The sequence below is a fragment of the Bacillus sp. Je.9.29.b genome (assembly GCF_051129925.1).
Taxonomy (GTDB): domain Bacteria; phylum Bacillota; class Bacilli; order Bacillales; family Bacillaceae; genus Bacillus; species Bacillus safensis.
In genome coordinates this window covers 388,971-406,946 of sequence record NZ_JBCPSO010000002.1, presented here as the reverse complement: position 1 = coordinate 406,946, position 17,976 = coordinate 388,971, and the positions used below count along the sequence as shown (strand labels likewise).

Sequence of the window (17,976 nt, the reverse complement as noted above, 5' to 3'; positions counted from 1 at the left end):
GTTTGGTTTCTCTCTTCAACTGTCGAACGTTGCTTAGAATTCATACAGACACTCTCCTTCTTGGATTTGATTTTGAGCCCATAATAATTTCTGATAATACTGGTTGGACTTTTTGTATTGTTGAGAGGCTTCTAAGGCTGTCGCAATTTCTAGTGAGATATCCTCTATATAAGAGTATAGGCTAAGTTTTTCCAAATAATCAATGGTTTTTTGCAGTTGGTCTTCATTGATTTCCTGAACATATAAAGCATCCAGATACTCAAACATATGACAGAACAGCTGGTCTTCATGCTTCTTTGCGGCCAATTTCCCAGCTTCTAATATGCGCAGGGCATCCGCCTGTTCATTCTGTCTAAAAAGCAGCTTCGCCAGCGTATAGAGCGTATGCGGAAGCGTTGGGAGCAGCTCTTTGCGGGCAAGATCAGCGGATTCCGTTAAATATCGTTCCGCTTCCTCTCTATAGCCAAGCTCGCCATAACATTTTCCTAAATTATAGAGCGCTGAACTGTATATGCGCGGGTGATCAATTTGAGATGCGAGCTGTTTTGCCTTTTTTAAATGAGGCAGTGCCCGGTCTTTTCGTTTTAAATCTTGATAATTTCCTGAGATGACAAAGAGACATTGAATGATGCGAATGGTATACGCATCATGCTGATCGTATATTTCCAGCGCCTTTAAAATATGGTGCATGGAGACATGTGTTTGTTTCATTATATAGTAGGCTTCTGCCACTTTAAAATGAAACTCTGCCTGCTCAATATCATCAAACACCATGGACAGCTGCTTTTCTGCGACTCGATAATATTTGACGGCTTCTAAATATTCTTTTTGACTAAATTCATGCATGCCACGAAAAAATGCATGGTAATAATGCAGCATATCAGATAACTCATGATTGGAATTTTCGATTTTATCGACTAGATTAGATACTGAGAAAGGTTGATATTTTGAAGGGTGTATATAGTCAAGCATGATTTGGTGCCGAAAACACATGAGCTGATAATAAATCAGTAAATGCTGGTCCTCTTCCATCTGTTCAATTTCTGCTTCAACTTCCGCTTTCAAGATTTCCGCATCTGGAACACTGAACTGCCGTATCATTCGATACCATTCATTAATTTTCATACCTACATGTGAAGATAGAACCTTCCCCATGTTCCGAAATTACCCCTTCCTTTTCGGTCTAATATTACATATTTTAGCACGCTTCTTGACCGCCAAGCACCGCAAAGAAACCGCAAACATAAAAAAGAGACGAACAGAAGCACGATTTTTTTGAAAAAGATGATTTTTTCATCGTACAGACACAGACAATCCCTCCTTCACATACATTTGAGGATATAGGCAGCGGCCTAAACATGGTGGAGGTGAAAATCGTGGCAGGAGTATTTACAGCGATGGGATTGATGGTCAAAGAATTGGTGTTTTTAGTGTCCTATGTCAAAAACAATGCCTTTCCACAGCCCCTTTCGGGAGATGATGAAAAAAAATACTTAGCCCTCATGGCACAGGGCGATGAACACGCAAGAAACATGCTGATTGAACATAACCTTCGGCTCGTCGCCCATATTGTAAAGAAATTTGAAAATACCGGGGAAGACGCTGAAGACCTCATCTCCATCGGGACGATCGGACTCATTAAAGCCATCGAAAGCTATTCCTCTGGAAAAGGAACAAAGCTGGCAACGTATGCGGCGCGGTGTATTGAAAATGAAATTCTCATGCACTTACGCGCACTCAAAAAAACAAAAAAGGACGTCTCCTTGCATGACCCCATCGGTCAGGATAAAGAAGGCAACGAAATTTCATTAATCGATGTCTTAAAATCCGAAAATGAAGATGTGATCGATACCATTCAGCTCAACATGGAGCTTGAAAAAGTAAAGGAGTATATCGACATTCTCGACGGCCGAGAAAAAGAAGTCATCGTCGGCAGGTTCGGCCTTGATTTAAAGAAAGAAAAAACGCAGCGGGAAATAGCCAAAGAGCTTGGGATATCGCGGAGCTATGTGTCACGGATTGAGAAGCGGGCGCTTATGAAGATGTTTCATGAGTTTTACCGGGCGGAGAAGGAGAAACGGAAAAGGGAGAAGGGGAAGTGAAAATAAACTTCCTAACTTCTAACAAAAACAGACCTCGTGAGGTCTGTTTTTGATTTCGGCACTAAGCTACTGTCTCTCTGCATTTCTTTTGATAATAGCCCCTCAAGAACAATGGCAAGATTTTGGTCATGAACTAAGGCATGAAGGAAATCAATTAATCATGCCCCACTGTTTAGAGATATGCAGAAAATGAAGGCGAAACAATTTGCATATAAGTATTGTATTCTGCATTAATGCTTAAAAAATTTAAATACGAAAAAATAAAATATGATGCTTCGTGTATTCTTGCTAATCAATTTTTTTGAAGAGAAAAAGGAGTCTTTTAATAAAAGGCTCTGTTAAAAGTAAATGTTGATATTTGATACCTGTCAGAAAGCTTAGTATAATCAATACAAGAACAAACATTCGGGATATTAGAAGTATGAGGAAGGCGTATAGTAATTTGTTAAAATACATAGATAAACTACCACTTACCAAAAAGAACAACTTGCTGCAAGAGACCGTATAAACGTAACAGTTTCCAAGGGTCGTATTATGAAAACAAGGTTGATAGTATGATTGGTTCCAAGCTGGCACCAGATCAGAGATAACATTAATTAAACAAACAATTTAACTTTGGAGTGATGTAATGAATAAGTTTTTTGAGTATAACTGGCAGGTTAGAGACGAATGGGTTAATTGGTGTAATCAACTAACAACAGAAGAGTTGTTACAAGACCGCATAGGTGGAGTAGGGAGCATTTTATACACTCTTTTTCACATTATCGATGTTGAATATAGCTGGATTCGAGGTATTCAGGGTAAAGAAGACGTGGTATTAGATTTTGATGATTACAAGACTCTGACGAAAGTAAAAACACTCTCAATGACTTTACGACATGAAATAGTTGAATTTTTAAAATCTCATTTAGATGAAAAACAAGATCGAATGGTAACAGTTCCTTGGGATGAAGATGAATACACTAAAAATGAAATATTACATCATATAATTGCCCACGAAATTCACCATATCGGTCAACTTTCTGTTTGGGCAAGAGAAAAACAATTAACACCTGTATCTGCTAATTTTATCGGTAGAAAGTTAAAATCAGTACATTCTTATGAAAAGTAAGGTCAGTTAAAGATCCATTCATTTATCCCACTATGTTGTTTTCTTTTAAAAAATGCTCAAATAATTGCTGACCTTTCTCTTCGATTTGAGCATCTTCAATTGAATATTCCCCAATGAATAAGCCTAAATGATCGTATTCCTCATAACTCTTTAAAAGAGTTAACCCGTAACTTTTCTGATCAAAAAACAATAACCATCTTCCTGTTTCTAAACTCTTAAAAAACACGCCTTCATAATCAAACCCTTGCTCATAATACCCTACATGTAAATGCATACTCTCATCTAACCTATGTATTCTTTCATCTGTACACACTTTCATCTTGCTCCCTTAACTTTCATATCTTGCTGAAAATCAATATTCCTCAACTCGACCCATTCAACAAAGTCAGGTACCTTTTTTGTCGTCAAAAAATGTTGAATGATTTGATATGCCTGATTGCGGTCGACATAGCTGCACGATGGCACATGCAATGGTGACCCAGCGATCAAATGCTCGATCGTTTCAATCTTTTCTACCTTTTGAAAAGGGACTAAAAAATCTGGATATCTGATGATAAAGAATCCATACGGTTCAGTATAAAAGAAAACTAGAGTCTCGCATTCCCAATCTTCCTCTATCTCAATGGAAGATTCTCCGTTACCTTGTTTCCAATACTCTTCACCCTCCTGAAAGAAGATCCTTTTCATGAATTCTTCTCCCGGATTTTCTACTGGAGCTCCTGTGGGGCCGTAGTATAAAAACATCCATATCGCTCCTTCATGGCTATATCAATTTGGATTTAACCAATTGTTCTATTTCCCTCAAAATCATAAAAGGCTTGTGTTTGTTGGTTTAATTTTAGCATGTGATATAGCTTTGGGTTTAGCTTTTGAAAGGTTTGAGGGCTGACCCATTTTACTTCTTCAATATCATGATCCAGATCTAGAATGTTCATCTCTCCCCCGATGATTTCCGCAAAGAACGTAATGATAAGTGCGTGATGTTTTTTATCTTGAAAGAATGCTTCTCGAACCGAATGAAGTTCATTTACTTTGACAACATACCCTGTCTCTTCTTTTACTTCACGGATGACAGCCTGCTGCAGGTCTTCACCTTTTTCCACAGCACCGCCTGGAAGTTCCCAATATCCCTTTACATTCTTGACCGTTAATAAATTTTCTTCCTCATCATAAATAATAGCTGAAACCACGTCTACACGTTTCAAATGAATCCCCCTTCACATTCTCCATTCACATCAATTGCCGAATATATGACACGAACTGTTCATTTTATACATTCTTATTATACTGTATTAGTAGTCAGCGATTGGAGGCCAGAGCATGTGGATGATCATCATTTTACTTGTTGTGCCCGTGGGATTTACAGGAAATATCGTTTCTCTTTTGAGACAAATCAAAGCGTCCAACGAGAAAATCATCCAACTGTTAGAACAGCAAAAACCGAAAAAATAAAACCTCACGCATCTAGCAGGAGGTTTTTGCCATAGGGGAAATCTTCCCGTTACTCATCAAATAACATATTTCTGATTCGCCGAATATAATGAAGCGCAATATGAGCGAGACATAAAATGAGCCCAATCATCGCAAGAATATAGATGGGCAGTATCAAACCAGGTACATAGTTTACGACAAATCCCAAACTAAACGCTGTCAGCATATATATGCTGATCAACCTCATCAATACCATTCGAAGCCCTCCCTTTCTACAATCACCTTAACATATTTTCCCTTCATTCTCATAATTGGCTTTAAAAAAGATGCGAATCCATTAAGACTCGCATCTTTTTTACGTATTCAATTCACCTTTTTCGCCCGAGCTTCCTTCCACTGCTCAAGCTCCGAGACTGTTAGTAATTGATATCCTTGTTTGGTCAATTCCTTGATGATCGTGACAGCCGCGTTGGCAGAGGTGTCATAGATGTCGTGCATTAAGACGATTTCTCCGCTAGACGCATGTGTAAGAATGTAATTTGCGACGTATTGGCTGTTACGATATTTCCAGTCTTCAGGATCTACGTCCCAAAGCGTGACTTTCATGTTGACAGCCGCGTTGATCTGTCCGTTTGTTCCACCATATGGCGGTCTAAAGTGAGTCGGTGTGAACCCGCCTGCTTTTTCAATGATTTGCTGCGTATCTTCTACTTGTTTGATGGCTTGTTTTAATGGCAGTCTTGTGAGTAAAGGGTGGTTATAGGAATGATTTCCGATTTCATTTCCACCTTTTCTGATTTCACCTAGCATATCGGGATAATATTGAACCCTGCTTCCTAATACAAAAAATGTTGCGTGTCCTTTGTTTTCTTTTAAAGCTGTTAAGATTTTTGAAGTTGTTGATGGATTTGGTCCATCATCAAATGTAAGGGCAATGGCTTTTTGATTTGGGTTGAACACTCCCTGTTTTGGCAGTTTTACGATCTTTCTTTTTGCGATCGGTTCTTTTTTCTCGTTTTTGTTCTTTTCTTTATTAATGTATTCTGGCTTTAACATTCCTTTAAGCAGTGTTTTCTTAATCGCCAGCACTTGAGGGCCTTTCTTGTCTGGTGCAATTTGCCCTGCTGGGAAGTAGAATTCAATAAAACGATCTTTGATGGCAAAATACTGATAATGCTCTGCCTTAGGAGACGTCCCTTGTTTGAGCAAATGCTCGTTTTCCGCAAGAGAGCGATCTTTTTTCAACTCCTCAAATGTCATTTGAGACAGTTTTTGCAGACTTTCTTTTTTTGATAAAAATAGATCATCTATTGATAAAAACTGCTGTTTCTTGAAATCAAAATTGAATATCTTCGTTTCATGTGCGCCTTTTACTCCGCCTTTCCATTCATATGTATTGAATTTGATCGCAGCAGTTTGTTTGGCATAATGAGTAATCTCGTAATCTATGTTTAATTCGTATCGATGATCTTCATCGACATCACTTGCTTCACTAAATGATGTTTTGAATTTGTCCAGCGCTGTTTCTGCAAATCTTTTCATCTCTTGATCTAGCTTTTTTTGATGAAACACAGGATAGTTCACAGCATATCTCAAGTATCTCCCGTCATTCACGAGGGTCACAATTTCAACTTCTTTATAGCTCGCATCTGGTTCTACCTTCTTCTTCTCTGTCCCGCTTGCCTGCTGATTATGATAAAACGCGGCGATTCCGATGATCATCGCAAGTCCGCATAGAACAAGACTGACTTTCCATTTAATTGACACAAAAATTCTCCTCTCGTGATGCCGCCATGCCTGAATGACGTGTGTTTGTAGGATAGACTTTGCATGCACCCTTTTTAGTTTGCAAATCACACAATTGTCACATTTTCGACACATTTTTGGAGAGGAATAAAAAAAGGACTTGATTTCTCAGTCCTTTGATTACTTTTGCATATATAGTTGAAATAATTTTGTTTCTTCATCAATGGAACGCGCTCGATCAAATGCCGCTCTGACCGTCTTTGTATTGTTCATGAGCTCGTACAGCATGGTCAGCACAAAGATAAATGCTGCATTCCCATCGATGTAATCGTCCGGTGCCGTATAAGATGTAGCTCCTGCCTCTAAGAAAGCATCTGCTAAATTTTTCTCTCCTAGTGTGCAGCCTGTAGAGATGACATGAACTCCTTTTAAGGAGGCATACCGCTTGATTTCATCCGCTCCAAAGGCAGTATCTCTAGGCTCCCCATCTTCGTAAACATCTTCCCCTAATTCAGGCATGATAAATGCTCCTTCTTCACCGTGAAACGATAAAAGAAGGTAATCTATTTCTCCTCTAGCTCTACCAGATAACACATGAATCAGATCATTCGGTCTTCCAATCCAATGCATATCGACTTTCACACCGAAGTTTTCAAGTGCTGCACGCAGTGCAAAAGATTCCAGCTCACTATTGGGTCCTGCTGCTAATGTGATGCGCATGGCTTGTTGATCCACTTCTATCTCCTCCAGACTATGATAAAAATAAAACCATTTTTTCCTCATCTGCATATGTATCAGCCCATTTTAGCGCTTTTTCTTCGACAGCGTACGATTCAAATCCAACAGAGCGATAGAGGCTCTTGGCTGAGTGATTAGTTGTCACCACTGATAAATACATTTGCTCGATATCCTGCCGTTCTCGCGCAAAGGAAAGAGCTTTTGTCATTAAGGTCTGGCCTGCTCCTTCTCCTCGGGCACTAGGTGTTACATACATCGCTGTCAGATTCGCTCGGTGCTTTAACTTCTGCAAGGTTTCTTGGATGAGCGTGACTGCCCCCACAAGCTGCCCTTGATGAAAAGCGCCAAATGTCCACATAGATTTCGCCGAAGCAAAACGCGCTTTATATTTATCCTCTATATTAATTGGCTCTTCCTCATAGCTCATCGCAAAACCCTCTGGACTTAATTGCAATGCTTCTAGTCTGAGTGCTGCATATTCTTCAGCATCATCTGGTGTTAACAATCGAATATTCAGAAAATCGCCTCCGAAAGAATGATGGATACTTCCAATTTTATCTTGAAAAGAGTTTTTGATCAAAGGATATTGGCCCCTCTGCACATATCTCTTTACCTATATGCAAATTAGACTCGCTTCCCCATCTGTAAAAACAAGGTATTTCCGATCATGTTTACGTGTTTTATTCTAGCAAAAACGATTCTTTTCTCACTTATCCTTTCACTTTATTTATATTAATCTATAACTAATTCATGAAAAAAATGAAAAAAAAGGATTGCGATGCACTAAAAGATATCTTAAGATATAATAGTAATAAAAATACAAAAAAGGGAGGAATTTGATATGACAGAAACAAAAAACGAAATCAAACTACATGTTCTTTTTGGTGCTTTAGCAGTAGGATTCCTTATGCTAGCTCTTTTTTCCTTCTCGCTACAAATGCTGCCCGTTGCTGATCTAGCAAAAGAATTTGGTATTCCGGGCAGTGTTGCAGCTGTTGTTCTGAACGTGGTTGAAGCGGGCGGGGCTGTTACAACAATTGTCTCCATTTTAACGGCTGTTGGATCGGGTGGTCTTTCTCTCATTGCAGCGGCTGGTAAAGAGACAATTCGTCAGTACCTTAAAAACGAAATTAAGAAAAAAGGCCGTAAAGCTGTTATTGCTTGGTAATTCAATTTTATGACCCAATAGAAGGAGACTTTGTTCTCCTTCTATTTAAATTTTTATGCAGGTGAGAAGATGTTATATCCATTATTATCACTACTTCTATCAATTAGAATGAAACAACAATATTCAAATCTAGCTCAGTTTATAATACGCAGGGTTCCATTTTTCAAATCGTTTTCTTCTACACAATACATATTATTTTCTTGCATTCTTGATACTTTATTAGGATGCCTGATTGTATTCGTTATTTCTTCATATCTTTACTCCCCGGTCTATCAAATAGAATGGGAAAGTGCTTTTGTGATATTTTTGTTCCTTTTCTCTATTGTCAAAGGAATTGAATCTTATAGAAGAACGCATATTCTTCCTTTTGAAGAGTTGATACAGCTTGCACCTGTTTCCGCGAGACGCCTTTTTCAAACGCTTTTATTTTCAGAGTTGGTATGGCTTCTATTTACAAGCTTGAGTACTTATTTGATCTATTTTCTCTTTCAATATTTCATTGCTCAAACACATGACTGGATATTCTGGTTGAAGCATCTCAATGTTATATTGACAGGCTTCTTACTTTTTATCGTCAGCAATAAGATATTTGGTGCTTACATCTATAACATTGTCGTAAAAAAAATTGGGATCATTCGTGTTCTTTTTTTCGCAAGCATCTCTTTACTTTTCTTCTTTTTTGGAAGAGTTCTAATATCGAACATCATTTTCCCTTTTTATTACACCTTCCGACAACTTTTTCAATCAATTTCTTCGCTTGCAGAGGATGCGTTTTGGATTACACTTTCAAACAACTTGATGTCTTTATATCAGAATAATCTTCAACAAATCCATCATGCTTTATTTTCACAGGATTCGGTATTTCTACAATTTCTAGCGCTTTTTACTTCACCTGTCACATTTTTTGTGGTGATATTAGCGGCAACACTCGTCATGAAGACCCCTGTTCGCTGGATTCCAACTGGAAAAGAGCATGATCAAAGCTCAAAACATTTTAAAGATTTATTTTATTGGTACTTTCAAGCACTTGATAAAATTCAGGGCTCGCTGTTTCAAAACAATATGCTGATTCAAAAAGACCTTAAGGTGTTAAAAGAAAAAAGGTGGCTGCTGTCTAAAGAGTTTTTTAATTATATGTTCATGTCATATGAAGCCTTCTTCTATGTAGGGGTTATGACCGGTTTGATCTCACTTGTTGATCATCAAGCTTTGCAAATTCAGCTATTATTCACATTAAATGTGATGATTTTAGCTAATCAAACATATGAAATGAGAATACTGACCCCTTCTATATTTTCTTTTAGTGCTGAAAAAAAGAATATTTGGCTCTATGAGCTTTCTCAAACATCTCTTATGCAGTTTTTCTTATCAAAAATCCAGTTATTTTATTGTTTATTTTCTATACCATCACTCTTTCTACTTTTCATTAATCTATCAATCATGAGTGTATATCACCTTTTTGATGTTCAGATGCTCATTCAATTGGTGGCATTGGGGATTGGCTTTTTCATTTTTCCATTGATTCAGCTGTATTTGTTTCCATTCACAACGAAATTCAATTTTATTCACGAGCATGAAATAGGGACAACCAATGAAGAAATAGAAGTTATCGATAAAGGACAGGCCTTTGCAAGGAATTTTCTCGTGTTGCCTTTCATGTACTATATGATCTTGACCTCTTTTCTACCTATTTTGCAGCATTCTACAAGTCTCATAAGCGTTCTGTTTGCTTTATATTTTGTGATCGTTTCAGTAATTTGCTGGGTGTTATGCCGCAAGACCATCTATAAAGGGATTGAATATGTTGAAAAAAATAAGATGTTTTATATCGGAGAATAGACTGATTCTACGCCTCGGTTACCTCTACGCTGCTATCTTTATTGCAGCTGTGCTAATCGGAAGCCTTCTTCCTTATGATCAGATTCCTTATCTTAAAAAGGATGAAGAGATGTTTTTTCTATCTATTTTCTTAAACAATTTACAAGTTGGAATGGCAATATTAGGCATCGGAGCTTTTACAGGCGGGATCATGTCTGCAGGCATTCTTTTTTACAACGGCTACATTATCGGCAAACTCGTTCAGTATCTGATTGTCAATCACGAAGCGCAGCAGCTATTCACAGGACTCCTGCCTCATGCTTTTGTAGAAGTTCTTGGATTAATTCTGTTCTCAATCGTCAGCTCTTATCCTTTTATTTATCTTTATCGATTTATAAAAGGAGAAACGATTGAATTAAAAAAACTGACCCTAACTGTGCTTCAATTGATTTTTGCAGCAGCCGTTCTTTTATTCATAGCATCTCTTTTAGAGCAATACGTGAGCCATGTACATCTACCATAGAAGAAAGGAGAATGTGGTTCCATGGAGCTACTTCTACGACCTAAGCAATTTTTCAATCAGAATCAATCGATTAAAACCATTGTAGGCCTTGTCTTACTATCATTATTTGTGTCGACTGTTTTTTTAACATTTTTTATTATTGATTTGTTAGTAGATGAACCTTTATCCACTGGGAAACAACTTGCCAGCATTGTTTTTATCTTTTTGCTGACAATCCCGCTTTATTTCATTTTAAATTTTCTCAGTACTGTCCTAACTTCTATTTATATGTATTTTTTTCATAAAGCTTTTATTTTACGCAAAATGTATCTTGTTATTTTGGTTTATAATGCATTTCTTTTATTAGTGAATAGTGCAGCGATCTATTGTGTGATGGTGTTACAATTAGATCACTATTTTCTCTTGATTCAAATAGTTTCCTTCTTATTCAACTTATATCTTTTACGTATCCTTTATGATGGAATTATTTACTATGCTGAAGGATCAAAAAAAGCTGCCTTAGCAACTGTGATCTTGTATATGCTTGTGACGACTGCGTTTGTTATTGGAGGATTCATCAATGGCTAAACTTCAAGTGTCTCAGCTATCTTTTCGCTATGAAACAACAGAAGAGAATTCTCCCCTTCTCGATCATGTGTCATTTGATCTGAAAGAAAGTGATCGAGCTTGTATTATTGGAAAAAACGGCAGCGGTAAATCAACACTTTTAAAGATTATCGCAGGTCTGCTTCCTTCAGCATCAGAAACGATTTTACTTAACGAGCAGCATCATCCTGGAACCGCTCAATATAAAAGTCTGGTAGCATACATCCCAGATAAACCTTTAGTCTATGATGCGCTCACTGGTTTCGAGCATATGGAGCTTATCCAGTCTTTATGGAAAATGAAAAAGTCGGAAAAGGTTTTATACAAAGAGACCTTTCTATCGCTTTGTGATGCATTTGATTTAACTCATGCCCTAAATATGCCTGTCAAACAGTATTCTTTGGGCATGAGATATAAACTTTTCTTTAATTGTATGGTGGCAAGATCTCCAGAGCTGATTATTCTTGATGAGCCTTTTACCTCTCTTGATGAAGCCTCTCAAATACAATCGATTTCTTTATTAAAAAAAGAATTCTCACATCGATGTGTTTTATTTACAAGCCATCAGCGCTACCTTTATTCAGAATTAGGAAATCGTTTCTTTCAGCTGGATCAAGGACAATTAAATGAAATGGAGCATTAGACATACAAAAGGCATCCCATAAAAGGATGCCCCCTTCACTACCACTTACAGCGCTTCACCGGACGGCAGCAAGGGTTTTTGATATCACTGCCGCAATCGTATTCTTCTACAATATACTCGTTGTGAGTCGATTCAGTGACCGGATAGTAGTTTTCTATTCTTTTAATGTTTTTATTGACGTTTGTGATATGCGTTGGATGAATTTTTCTGATCGTTTGTTCATTCGTTCTTGTGTTGACAATTTGACGTGTGGGGAAAACAACCGTTTCTTCTCCTCCTTGGTTTCCTCTGCGAGGTCCAAAGAAGAAATCATCTAATCGATTTCGGCTCATCTTAACACCCCTTCAAGTTGTCTTTCACTTACACTCTATCGTATGTCAGAGCCATCATTCGTGATTAGATGCATGTCTATTTTTAAAAAAATCCACTTTCTATCTATTTTTCTCTTTCTTTACAAAAGGACAATTTTAACATATTATACAAATGATATCTTCCGAAGACAGGTCATCCATGAAAACAAAACATCAGCTCTTTTTATTCAATGCATTTTTTCCACTCATTATCAAATAAGAGGTGAACGATATGATCAACTCGACACAGCCATTCGAACGAAACAAGCTAGACATTGCACTTGAACTAACTCAATTGCATCTGAATCAATATCAAACAAATCATCCTGATCAGCTGAGTGAAATCTATGCGAAATATTACGCGCTGCTTGAAGTGCTGGATTTGTCTTCCTATGATCAATTGATTGATTTACTGCCAAATGAGCTCAAACAGACGCTTGAGTAAAAAAACCATCTACCCACATGGGATAGATGGTTTTCTTTATTTATACACGTGCAGCCATATCGGTTTCGATTTGCTCTAAGCTTCTTCCCTTTGTCTCGACTAGCACAAATCGGGTGAATAACAGCCCGATTAAGCAGATGACTCCGAATGAGGAGAAAATGACCCCAAAGCTGAATTGATCAGCCAGAATAGGGAAAACGAGTCCAACTGCTAACGATCCGGTCCAGTTAAAGGCAGAAGAGATACCTGCTCCGATACCTCTGACAGAAAGCGGGAAGATTTCGCCGATGATGATCCAGGTGATCGGTGCCCACGAGAAGGCATAGCACAAAATAAAGCAGCAAAGTGAAATCAATGTTACCCAGTTTAAAATTCCTTCACTGACGCCAAGTGCCCCTAATGCGGCGGGAGCAAAGAAAGAAAGGGCCATGCCCGATCCTCCTACGGTGAGAATCGTTCGGCGGTCGAAGCGGTCAACAAATTGTAAAAAGATCACGGTCGTGACGACAAAAATGACACCGACAATGACGGTAAAGCCTGCGGCGACCTGCGGCGCAAGGCCTACATTCCGAGCGATACTCGTTGCATAATAGACAATGGAGTTTGCGCCTTGAATTTGCTGAAGGGTTGCCATTCCAACCCCAATGAAAAGAGCCATTCTGAATTTCTTTTGAAACAATTCACGAATACCCGAGCGTTCTTCTTTGGCGACTTCTAAAATTTCCTGCATTTCTGATTCGATTTCTTCACGAGAAGAACGCAGTGATCCTAATACTTCCCGTGCTTTATGAGCCATTCCGTGTTTAATCAAATATCTCGGAGATTCAGGAAGCTTCAGCATACCAATATAAAGCACGATCGCAAATAAAGCGGCACTTCCCAGCATCCAGCGCCAGCTGTCCGGGATGGGCTCAAACACAAACGCGACAATATAGCTGAGCAATAGTCCAGTTACAATCATGAGCTGATTGAGCCCAGATAATTTCCCGCGGATTTTAGCAGGAGCGATTTCAGACATGTAAGCCGGAACCAAAGATGAAGCTGTTCCTACTGCTGTCCCTAAAAAGATTCGAGCGATGGTGAGTGAAATCTCTTCTGGTGCGACAGCTGATCCGATCGCCCCGACAAAAAAGATCACGGATGAGACCAAAATGAGTTTTCTGCGGCCAAATTTATCCCCTAAGAGACCGCTTAAGATGGAGCCAATAATGGCCCCTCCCATTAATGAAGAGACAACGATTCCAAGCCATAATGGGCTGAGCTGAAATTCTTCCTGAATATGTCCTTCTGCCCCTGCAATAATACCAATATCATATCCAAATAAGATGCCTGCAAAGGACCCGAAAAAGAAGATAAATTTGCTTGACACTTTTTTCTCCAAGTGGATGACCCCCTCACTTAATTAACCGCTTTCATTTCACCCAGTGCTTCTACTGTTGTAACCAGTAGAAGACCTTTCCCCATTCTATAAAACCACATATTCTGCATCGACAAGCTTTGCAAAATGAACAATTTGATCAACCGTTAAATTGAGAGACACGACTGTATGATGCCCCCCGCCTTCTTTAATCCATGCTTTGACGCCATCCTGAAAATTCGGTTTGATTTTCCACAATACACGCGCAACTGGTAAATGAGGTGCTGCTTCCTTTGGCTCAAAGGCTTCGACTTCTTGTATCAGCCATTTGAAATGAGTTCCAAAATCTGCTATGGAGACAACGACACCATCGCCTGCTTTTCCATCGAACACAAGACGCGCTGGATCTTCCCGGTTTCCGATCCCAAGTGGAGACACGACAATGACAGGTTTTGTATGGGCGAGCGCTGGATCTACTTCCAGCATATGAGATTGCAGCACTGCTTCCTCTCCAGACGTCATTTCATACGTGTAGTCCTCCATAAATCCAGTGGATTGATGATGACTCATCACCTTTAATAAGCGGTCCAGTGCAGCCGTTTTCCAATCACCTTCCCCAGCAAAGCCGTATCCCTTTGCCATCAGCCGCTGTACCGCAAGTCCAGGCAGCTGCTTCATCCCATGTAAGTCTTCAAAGTTTGTTGTAAAGGCATTATAGCCGCCTTCATCTAAGAAACGTTTGATGGCGATCTCATATCGCGCCTGCACCTTGACACTTTTTTCCCACTCTTCAACTGAATACGTTCCATAATTCACATCATATTGCGTTAAATACTCAGCAAATAATGCATCTACCTCTTCGTCTTCTACTGCATTTACATATTCGACGAGATCGCCTATTCCAAAGTAGTCAACGGTCCATCCTAATTGAATCTGCGCTTCGATTTTATCGCCTTCTGTCACAGCCACATGCCGCATGTTGTCACCAAACCGGGCTACTTTGATGTGAAAGCTCTCATGATAGGCAGCCGCAACGTCCATCCAATCAGCAATTTGCTGCTGCACTTCCGGCTTAGACCAATGACCGGTCACAATTTGGTTTTGTTTATTTAAACGTGCATTGATATAGCCATATTCTCTGTCTCCATGTGCGGATTGATGGAGATTCATATAGTCCATGTCGATCGTGTCCCACGGAATCTTTTCATAATATTGTGTAACAAGATGCAAAAGAGGCTTTTGCAAAAGACTGGTGCCGCGTATCCACATTTTTGCTGGAGAAAAAGTATGCATCCACGTCATCACACCGACAACTTCATCGCGATAATTGACCTCTTTCATAAGCTTTGTGATTTGATCGGCACTGACAGCCAGTTCCTGCAAGATCACTGGATAAGGAAGTAAACCGCTCTCATTTAAAGCATCCGTCATCTTTTGTGCATCTGCTTTTACTTTTTGCAGTGCTTCATCACCATATAAATGTTGTGACCCAACGATAAACCAAAACTCTTTTTTCAGGCTTGTTAACATAGATATCCCTCTTTTCTTTATCTTGAAGGTTTTTGTCCGTAATACGCATGCTTTCCATGTTTTCTTAAGTAATGTTTATCTAAAATTCGCTGCGGCAATGGCTCAGCAAATTCGTTCAATTGCTTGGCAAAAAGATTCATCTTGGCGACTTCATCTAAAATCACACTGTTTGTGACCGCACTTTTAGCATCCTTCCCCCATGTAAATGGACCATGACCTTGAAGCAATACACCCGGCACCGCCATCACATCTAGGTTTCTTTTCTCAAACGTTTCGATGATCAGCTTGCCCGTTTCTACCTCATAACCCCGATTGACTTCTTCTTCTGTGAGAAAACGAGCGCACGGAACGGCGCCGTAAAATGTATCGGCATGTGTTGTGCCCATTGCTGGTAAATCAAGACCTGCCTGCGCCCAGACGGTTGCCCACATGGAATGGCTATGTGAAATGCCGCCAATTTCCTCAAAGTGTTTGTAAAGAACTGCATGTGTAGCTGTATCTGACGAAGGACTCAATTCTCCTTCCACCACTTCACCATCAAAGTTCACCACGACCATATCTTTTGCTGATAGTTGGTCATACGCTATGCCGCTCGGCTTAATCACAAACAAACCACTGTCACGATCACATGCACTGACATTGCCCCATGTAAATTTCACAAGTCCGTATTTTGGCAAATCTAAATTCGCTTGATACACTTCTTCTTTTAAGCGATCTAGCATACCGTCGTCACTCCTTTCTTTGGCATGAGATGCGCTACCGCCGCTTCTTCAATCGCAAGCCCATTTTGATAGCGCTTTAAAAATTCATTAAAGCCTTTGACATCGAGTGGGTCGGGCTCCATGAGCTCTTCTGATGTATGGGCAAATACGCGATGGGTGAGAAATTCAGCCAATGTTTGCTGCTGATGATGGACCATATATGAAGCAAGGACAGCCATCCCAAACGCACCGCCTTCTCCCGCTGTTGAAACGACAGATACAGGTGTATTTAGCGCTGCGGCAACCATTTTTTGTCCAACGAGCGGTGTTTTAAATAATCCCCCATGCCCTAGTAAGCGGTCAATCACTACATGTTCCTGTTCCTTTAACCGGTCCATGCCTATTTTCATTGCACCAAAAGCGGAGAACAAATGGGTTCGCATGAAATTAGCGAGGTTAAAGCGGCTTTCAGGAGACCTGACAAAAAGAGGTCTTCCTTCTGGCAGTCTCGTAATATTTTCACCAGAGTAATAGCCATAGCTTAAGAGTCCGCCGCCATCTCGATCTGCTTCTAAAGCTTGCTGCAATAACGCTCCGTATAACCTTTCTGACTCTACTTGCATGCCTAGTGCTTCAAATGCCTCTCTAAATATATTCATCCAAGCGTTTAGGTCACTTGTACAGTTATTCGCATGAACCATCGCAACTGGCAGTCCATCCGGCGTCGTAACCATATCCACTTCTGGATACACACCTTTTAGATCCTGCTCCAGCACAATCATGGCAAAAACCGACGTCCCAACAGAAATATTCCCGGTCCGTCTTTCTACACTGTTTGTCGCAACCATGCCCGTTCCAGCGTCACCTTCCGGCGGGCAAAATGGAATGCCTGGCTGCAAATGTTTTCCTTGATCCAAAATGGCTGCCCCTGCTGCCGTTAACACGCCAGCTTCTTCGCCTGCTAAATAGACACGCGGCAGAAGGTGGCGAAGCTTCCACGGATAGCCTTTTTCTGCAATCAATGCTTCAAATTGCTGGAGCATTTCTTCATTGTAGTCCTTCGTTTGTTCATCAATCGGAAACATCCCTGACGCATCGCCAATACCAATGGCCTGCTTACCGGTTAACAGCCAGTGAATATATCCAGACAAAGTGGTCATATATTCTAATCGGGATAGATGTTTTTCATCTTCTAATACCGCTTGATACAAATGGGCAATGCTCCATCTTTCTGGAATATGAAATTGAAATACGTCTGTCAGCTTTTGACTCGCCTCGATGGTCGTTCCGTTCCGCCATGTTCGGAACGGAACGAGAACCTCTCCTGTATGATCACATGCTACATAGCCATGCATCATCGCTGATACCCCGATTGAGCCTATCGTTTGAATGGTCACACCATACTTTTGCTCGGCCTGTTCTTTCATCTCTCGATACGCCACTTGCAGACCTGTAATGATATCAATTAAGTTGTACGTCCATATTCCATCCTGGAGAAAACTTTCCCATTCATATGCACCTTGTGCAATTGGCTGAAATTCCTCATCTATTAAAATCGCTTTAATTCGTGTTGAACCAAATTCAATGCCTAAAGATGTCCGTCCTTCTTTCAAGGCTTTGGCCGTCTCTTTGTGATCCACTCTACGTTCACCCCCATTTTTGATAGCGGTTTCAATTTTCTTTTTCGAGATTCATTGATTCTCTGGTACAATCACAATATAATATTTG

22 protein-coding genes are annotated in these 17,976 nt (G+C 39.8%); 9 read left to right on the top strand and 13 right to left on the bottom strand.

Annotated elements, in window-relative coordinates:
- Positions 1-33 precede the first annotated feature (33 nt).
- On the bottom strand, positions 34-1,155 hold the full coding sequence (locus tag AAZR19_RS05335; protein WP_041086294.1) for a tetratricopeptide repeat protein: 1,122 nt from the start codon (positions 1,153-1,155) through the stop codon (positions 34-36).
- Positions 1,156-1,373: 218 nt separating this feature from the next.
- On the opposite strand from AAZR19_RS05335, the gene sigK reads away from it, so the two are divergent.
- The gene (gene sigK / locus AAZR19_RS05330; protein ID WP_034738387.1) at positions 1,374-2,102 is read left to right on the top strand and encodes an RNA polymerase sporulation sigma factor SigK; all 729 of its coding nucleotides are present in this window, start codon (positions 1,374-1,376) and stop codon (positions 2,100-2,102) included.
- A gap of 628 nt (positions 2,103-2,730) precedes the next feature.
- Positions 2,731-3,213, top strand: a complete 483-nt coding sequence (locus tag AAZR19_RS05325) for a DinB family protein (protein WP_087975781.1) — start codon at positions 2,731-2,733, stop codon at positions 3,211-3,213.
- Between the two features lie 22 nt (positions 3,214-3,235).
- Here AAZR19_RS05325 and AAZR19_RS05320 read toward each other — a convergent pair whose 3' ends face one another.
- Genes AAZR19_RS05320 through AAZR19_RS05310 form a run of 3 tightly spaced genes read right to left on the bottom strand, consistent with a single transcriptional unit; the run spans position 3,236 to position 4,418 of the window.
- A complete protein-coding gene (locus AAZR19_RS05320; protein WP_434702513.1) occupies positions 3,236-3,526 on the bottom strand; it encodes a DUF3986 family protein in 291 nt (96 codons plus the stop codon).
- A 2-nt stretch (positions 3,527-3,528) separates the two neighbouring features.
- Positions 3,529-3,957, bottom strand: coding sequence for a hypothetical protein (locus AAZR19_RS05315; protein WP_434702511.1), 429 nt, complete (start codon positions 3,955-3,957; stop codon positions 3,529-3,531).
- Between the two features lie 35 nt (positions 3,958-3,992).
- A complete protein-coding gene (locus AAZR19_RS05310; protein ID WP_434702509.1) occupies positions 3,993-4,418 on the bottom strand; it encodes an NUDIX hydrolase in 426 nt (141 codons plus the stop codon).
- A gap of 115 nt (positions 4,419-4,533) precedes the next feature.
- On the opposite strand from AAZR19_RS05310, the gene AAZR19_RS05305 reads away from it, so the two are divergent.
- On the top strand, positions 4,534-4,665 hold the full coding sequence (locus tag AAZR19_RS05305; RefSeq protein ID WP_277813830.1) for a hypothetical protein: 132 nt from the start codon (positions 4,534-4,536) through the stop codon (positions 4,663-4,665).
- 49 nt (positions 4,666-4,714) lie between these two features.
- On the opposite strand, the gene AAZR19_RS05300 is transcribed toward AAZR19_RS05305, so the two are convergent.
- From AAZR19_RS05300 to AAZR19_RS05285, 4 genes are all read right to left on the bottom strand, one after another.
- A complete protein-coding gene (locus tag AAZR19_RS05300) occupies positions 4,715-4,900 on the bottom strand; it encodes a hypothetical protein (protein ID WP_041106960.1) in 186 nt (61 codons plus the stop codon).
- Positions 4,901-5,007: 107 nt separating this feature from the next.
- Positions 5,008-6,411: a polysaccharide deacetylase family protein gene (locus tag AAZR19_RS05295; RefSeq protein ID WP_041106961.1), complete on the bottom strand. Its 1,404-nt coding sequence runs from the start codon at positions 6,409-6,411 to the stop codon at positions 5,008-5,010.
- 159 nt (positions 6,412-6,570) lie between these two features.
- Positions 6,571-7,125, bottom strand: a complete 555-nt coding sequence (locus AAZR19_RS05290) for a hypothetical protein (protein ID WP_041106963.1) — start codon at positions 7,123-7,125, stop codon at positions 6,571-6,573.
- Between the two features lie 16 nt (positions 7,126-7,141).
- On the bottom strand, positions 7,142-7,708 hold the full coding sequence (locus AAZR19_RS05285; RefSeq protein ID WP_241770463.1) for a GNAT family N-acetyltransferase: 567 nt from the start codon (positions 7,706-7,708) through the stop codon (positions 7,142-7,144).
- 261 nt (positions 7,709-7,969) lie between these two features.
- Here AAZR19_RS05285 and AAZR19_RS05280 point away from each other — a divergent pair, with 261 nt between their 5' ends.
- From AAZR19_RS05280 to AAZR19_RS05260, 5 genes are all read left to right on the top strand, one after another.
- Positions 7,970-8,296, top strand: coding sequence for an uberolysin/carnocyclin family circular bacteriocin (locus AAZR19_RS05280; RefSeq protein ID WP_024423066.1), 327 nt, complete (start codon positions 7,970-7,972; stop codon positions 8,294-8,296).
- Between the two features lie 933 nt (positions 8,297-9,229).
- Positions 9,230-10,135, top strand: coding sequence for a hypothetical protein (locus tag AAZR19_RS05275; protein ID WP_241770464.1), 906 nt, complete (start codon positions 9,230-9,232; stop codon positions 10,133-10,135).
- Positions 10,098-10,637: a stage II sporulation protein M gene (locus tag AAZR19_RS05270; protein ID WP_226014623.1), complete on the top strand. Its 540-nt coding sequence runs from the start codon at positions 10,098-10,100 to the stop codon at positions 10,635-10,637. The genes AAZR19_RS05275 and AAZR19_RS05270 overlap by 38 nt, the downstream gene beginning before the upstream one ends.
- Positions 10,638-10,658: 21 nt before the next feature.
- Positions 10,659-11,204 (top strand): hypothetical protein, encoded by a 546-nt coding sequence (locus tag AAZR19_RS05265; protein WP_034280043.1) that lies wholly within the window; start codon positions 10,659-10,661, stop codon positions 11,202-11,204.
- The gene (locus tag AAZR19_RS05260) at positions 11,197-11,865 is read left to right on the top strand and encodes an ATP-binding cassette domain-containing protein (RefSeq protein ID WP_434702504.1); all 669 of its coding nucleotides are present in this window, start codon (positions 11,197-11,199) and stop codon (positions 11,863-11,865) included. The genes AAZR19_RS05265 and AAZR19_RS05260 overlap by 8 nt, the downstream gene beginning before the upstream one ends.
- 38 nt (positions 11,866-11,903) lie before the next feature.
- Here AAZR19_RS05260 and AAZR19_RS05255 read toward each other — a convergent pair whose 3' ends face one another.
- A complete protein-coding gene (locus tag AAZR19_RS05255; protein ID WP_041106967.1) occupies positions 11,904-12,197 on the bottom strand; it encodes a spore coat protein in 294 nt (97 codons plus the stop codon).
- 250 nt (positions 12,198-12,447) lie between these two features.
- On the opposite strand from AAZR19_RS05255, the gene AAZR19_RS05250 reads away from it, so the two are divergent.
- Positions 12,448-12,660: a hypothetical protein gene (locus tag AAZR19_RS05250; protein WP_087975776.1), complete on the top strand. Its 213-nt coding sequence runs from the start codon at positions 12,448-12,450 to the stop codon at positions 12,658-12,660.
- Between the two features lie 40 nt (positions 12,661-12,700).
- On the opposite strand, the gene AAZR19_RS05245 is transcribed toward AAZR19_RS05250, so the two are convergent.
- The 4 genes from AAZR19_RS05245 to AAZR19_RS05230 all read right to left on the bottom strand — a co-directional run bounded on the left by AAZR19_RS05245 (position 12,701) and on the right by AAZR19_RS05230 (position 17,888).
- Complete coding sequence (locus AAZR19_RS05245) at positions 12,701-14,041, bottom strand: sugar porter family MFS transporter (protein ID WP_034280034.1); 1,341 nt, start codon at positions 14,039-14,041, stop codon at positions 12,701-12,703.
- Between the two features lie 84 nt (positions 14,042-14,125).
- On the bottom strand, positions 14,126-15,547 hold the full coding sequence (gene araA, locus AAZR19_RS05240; RefSeq protein WP_262090091.1) for an L-arabinose isomerase: 1,422 nt from the start codon (positions 15,545-15,547) through the stop codon (positions 14,126-14,128).
- A 17-nt stretch (positions 15,548-15,564) separates the two neighbouring features.
- A complete protein-coding gene (locus AAZR19_RS05235; RefSeq protein ID WP_034280028.1) occupies positions 15,565-16,269 on the bottom strand; it encodes an L-ribulose-5-phosphate 4-epimerase in 705 nt (234 codons plus the stop codon).
- Positions 16,263-17,888 (bottom strand): xylulokinase, encoded by a 1,626-nt coding sequence (locus tag AAZR19_RS05230; protein WP_434702500.1) that lies wholly within the window; start codon positions 17,886-17,888, stop codon positions 16,263-16,265. Before AAZR19_RS05230 ends, AAZR19_RS05235 begins: the two co-directional genes overlap by 7 nt.
- Positions 17,889-17,976 lie beyond the last annotated feature (88 nt).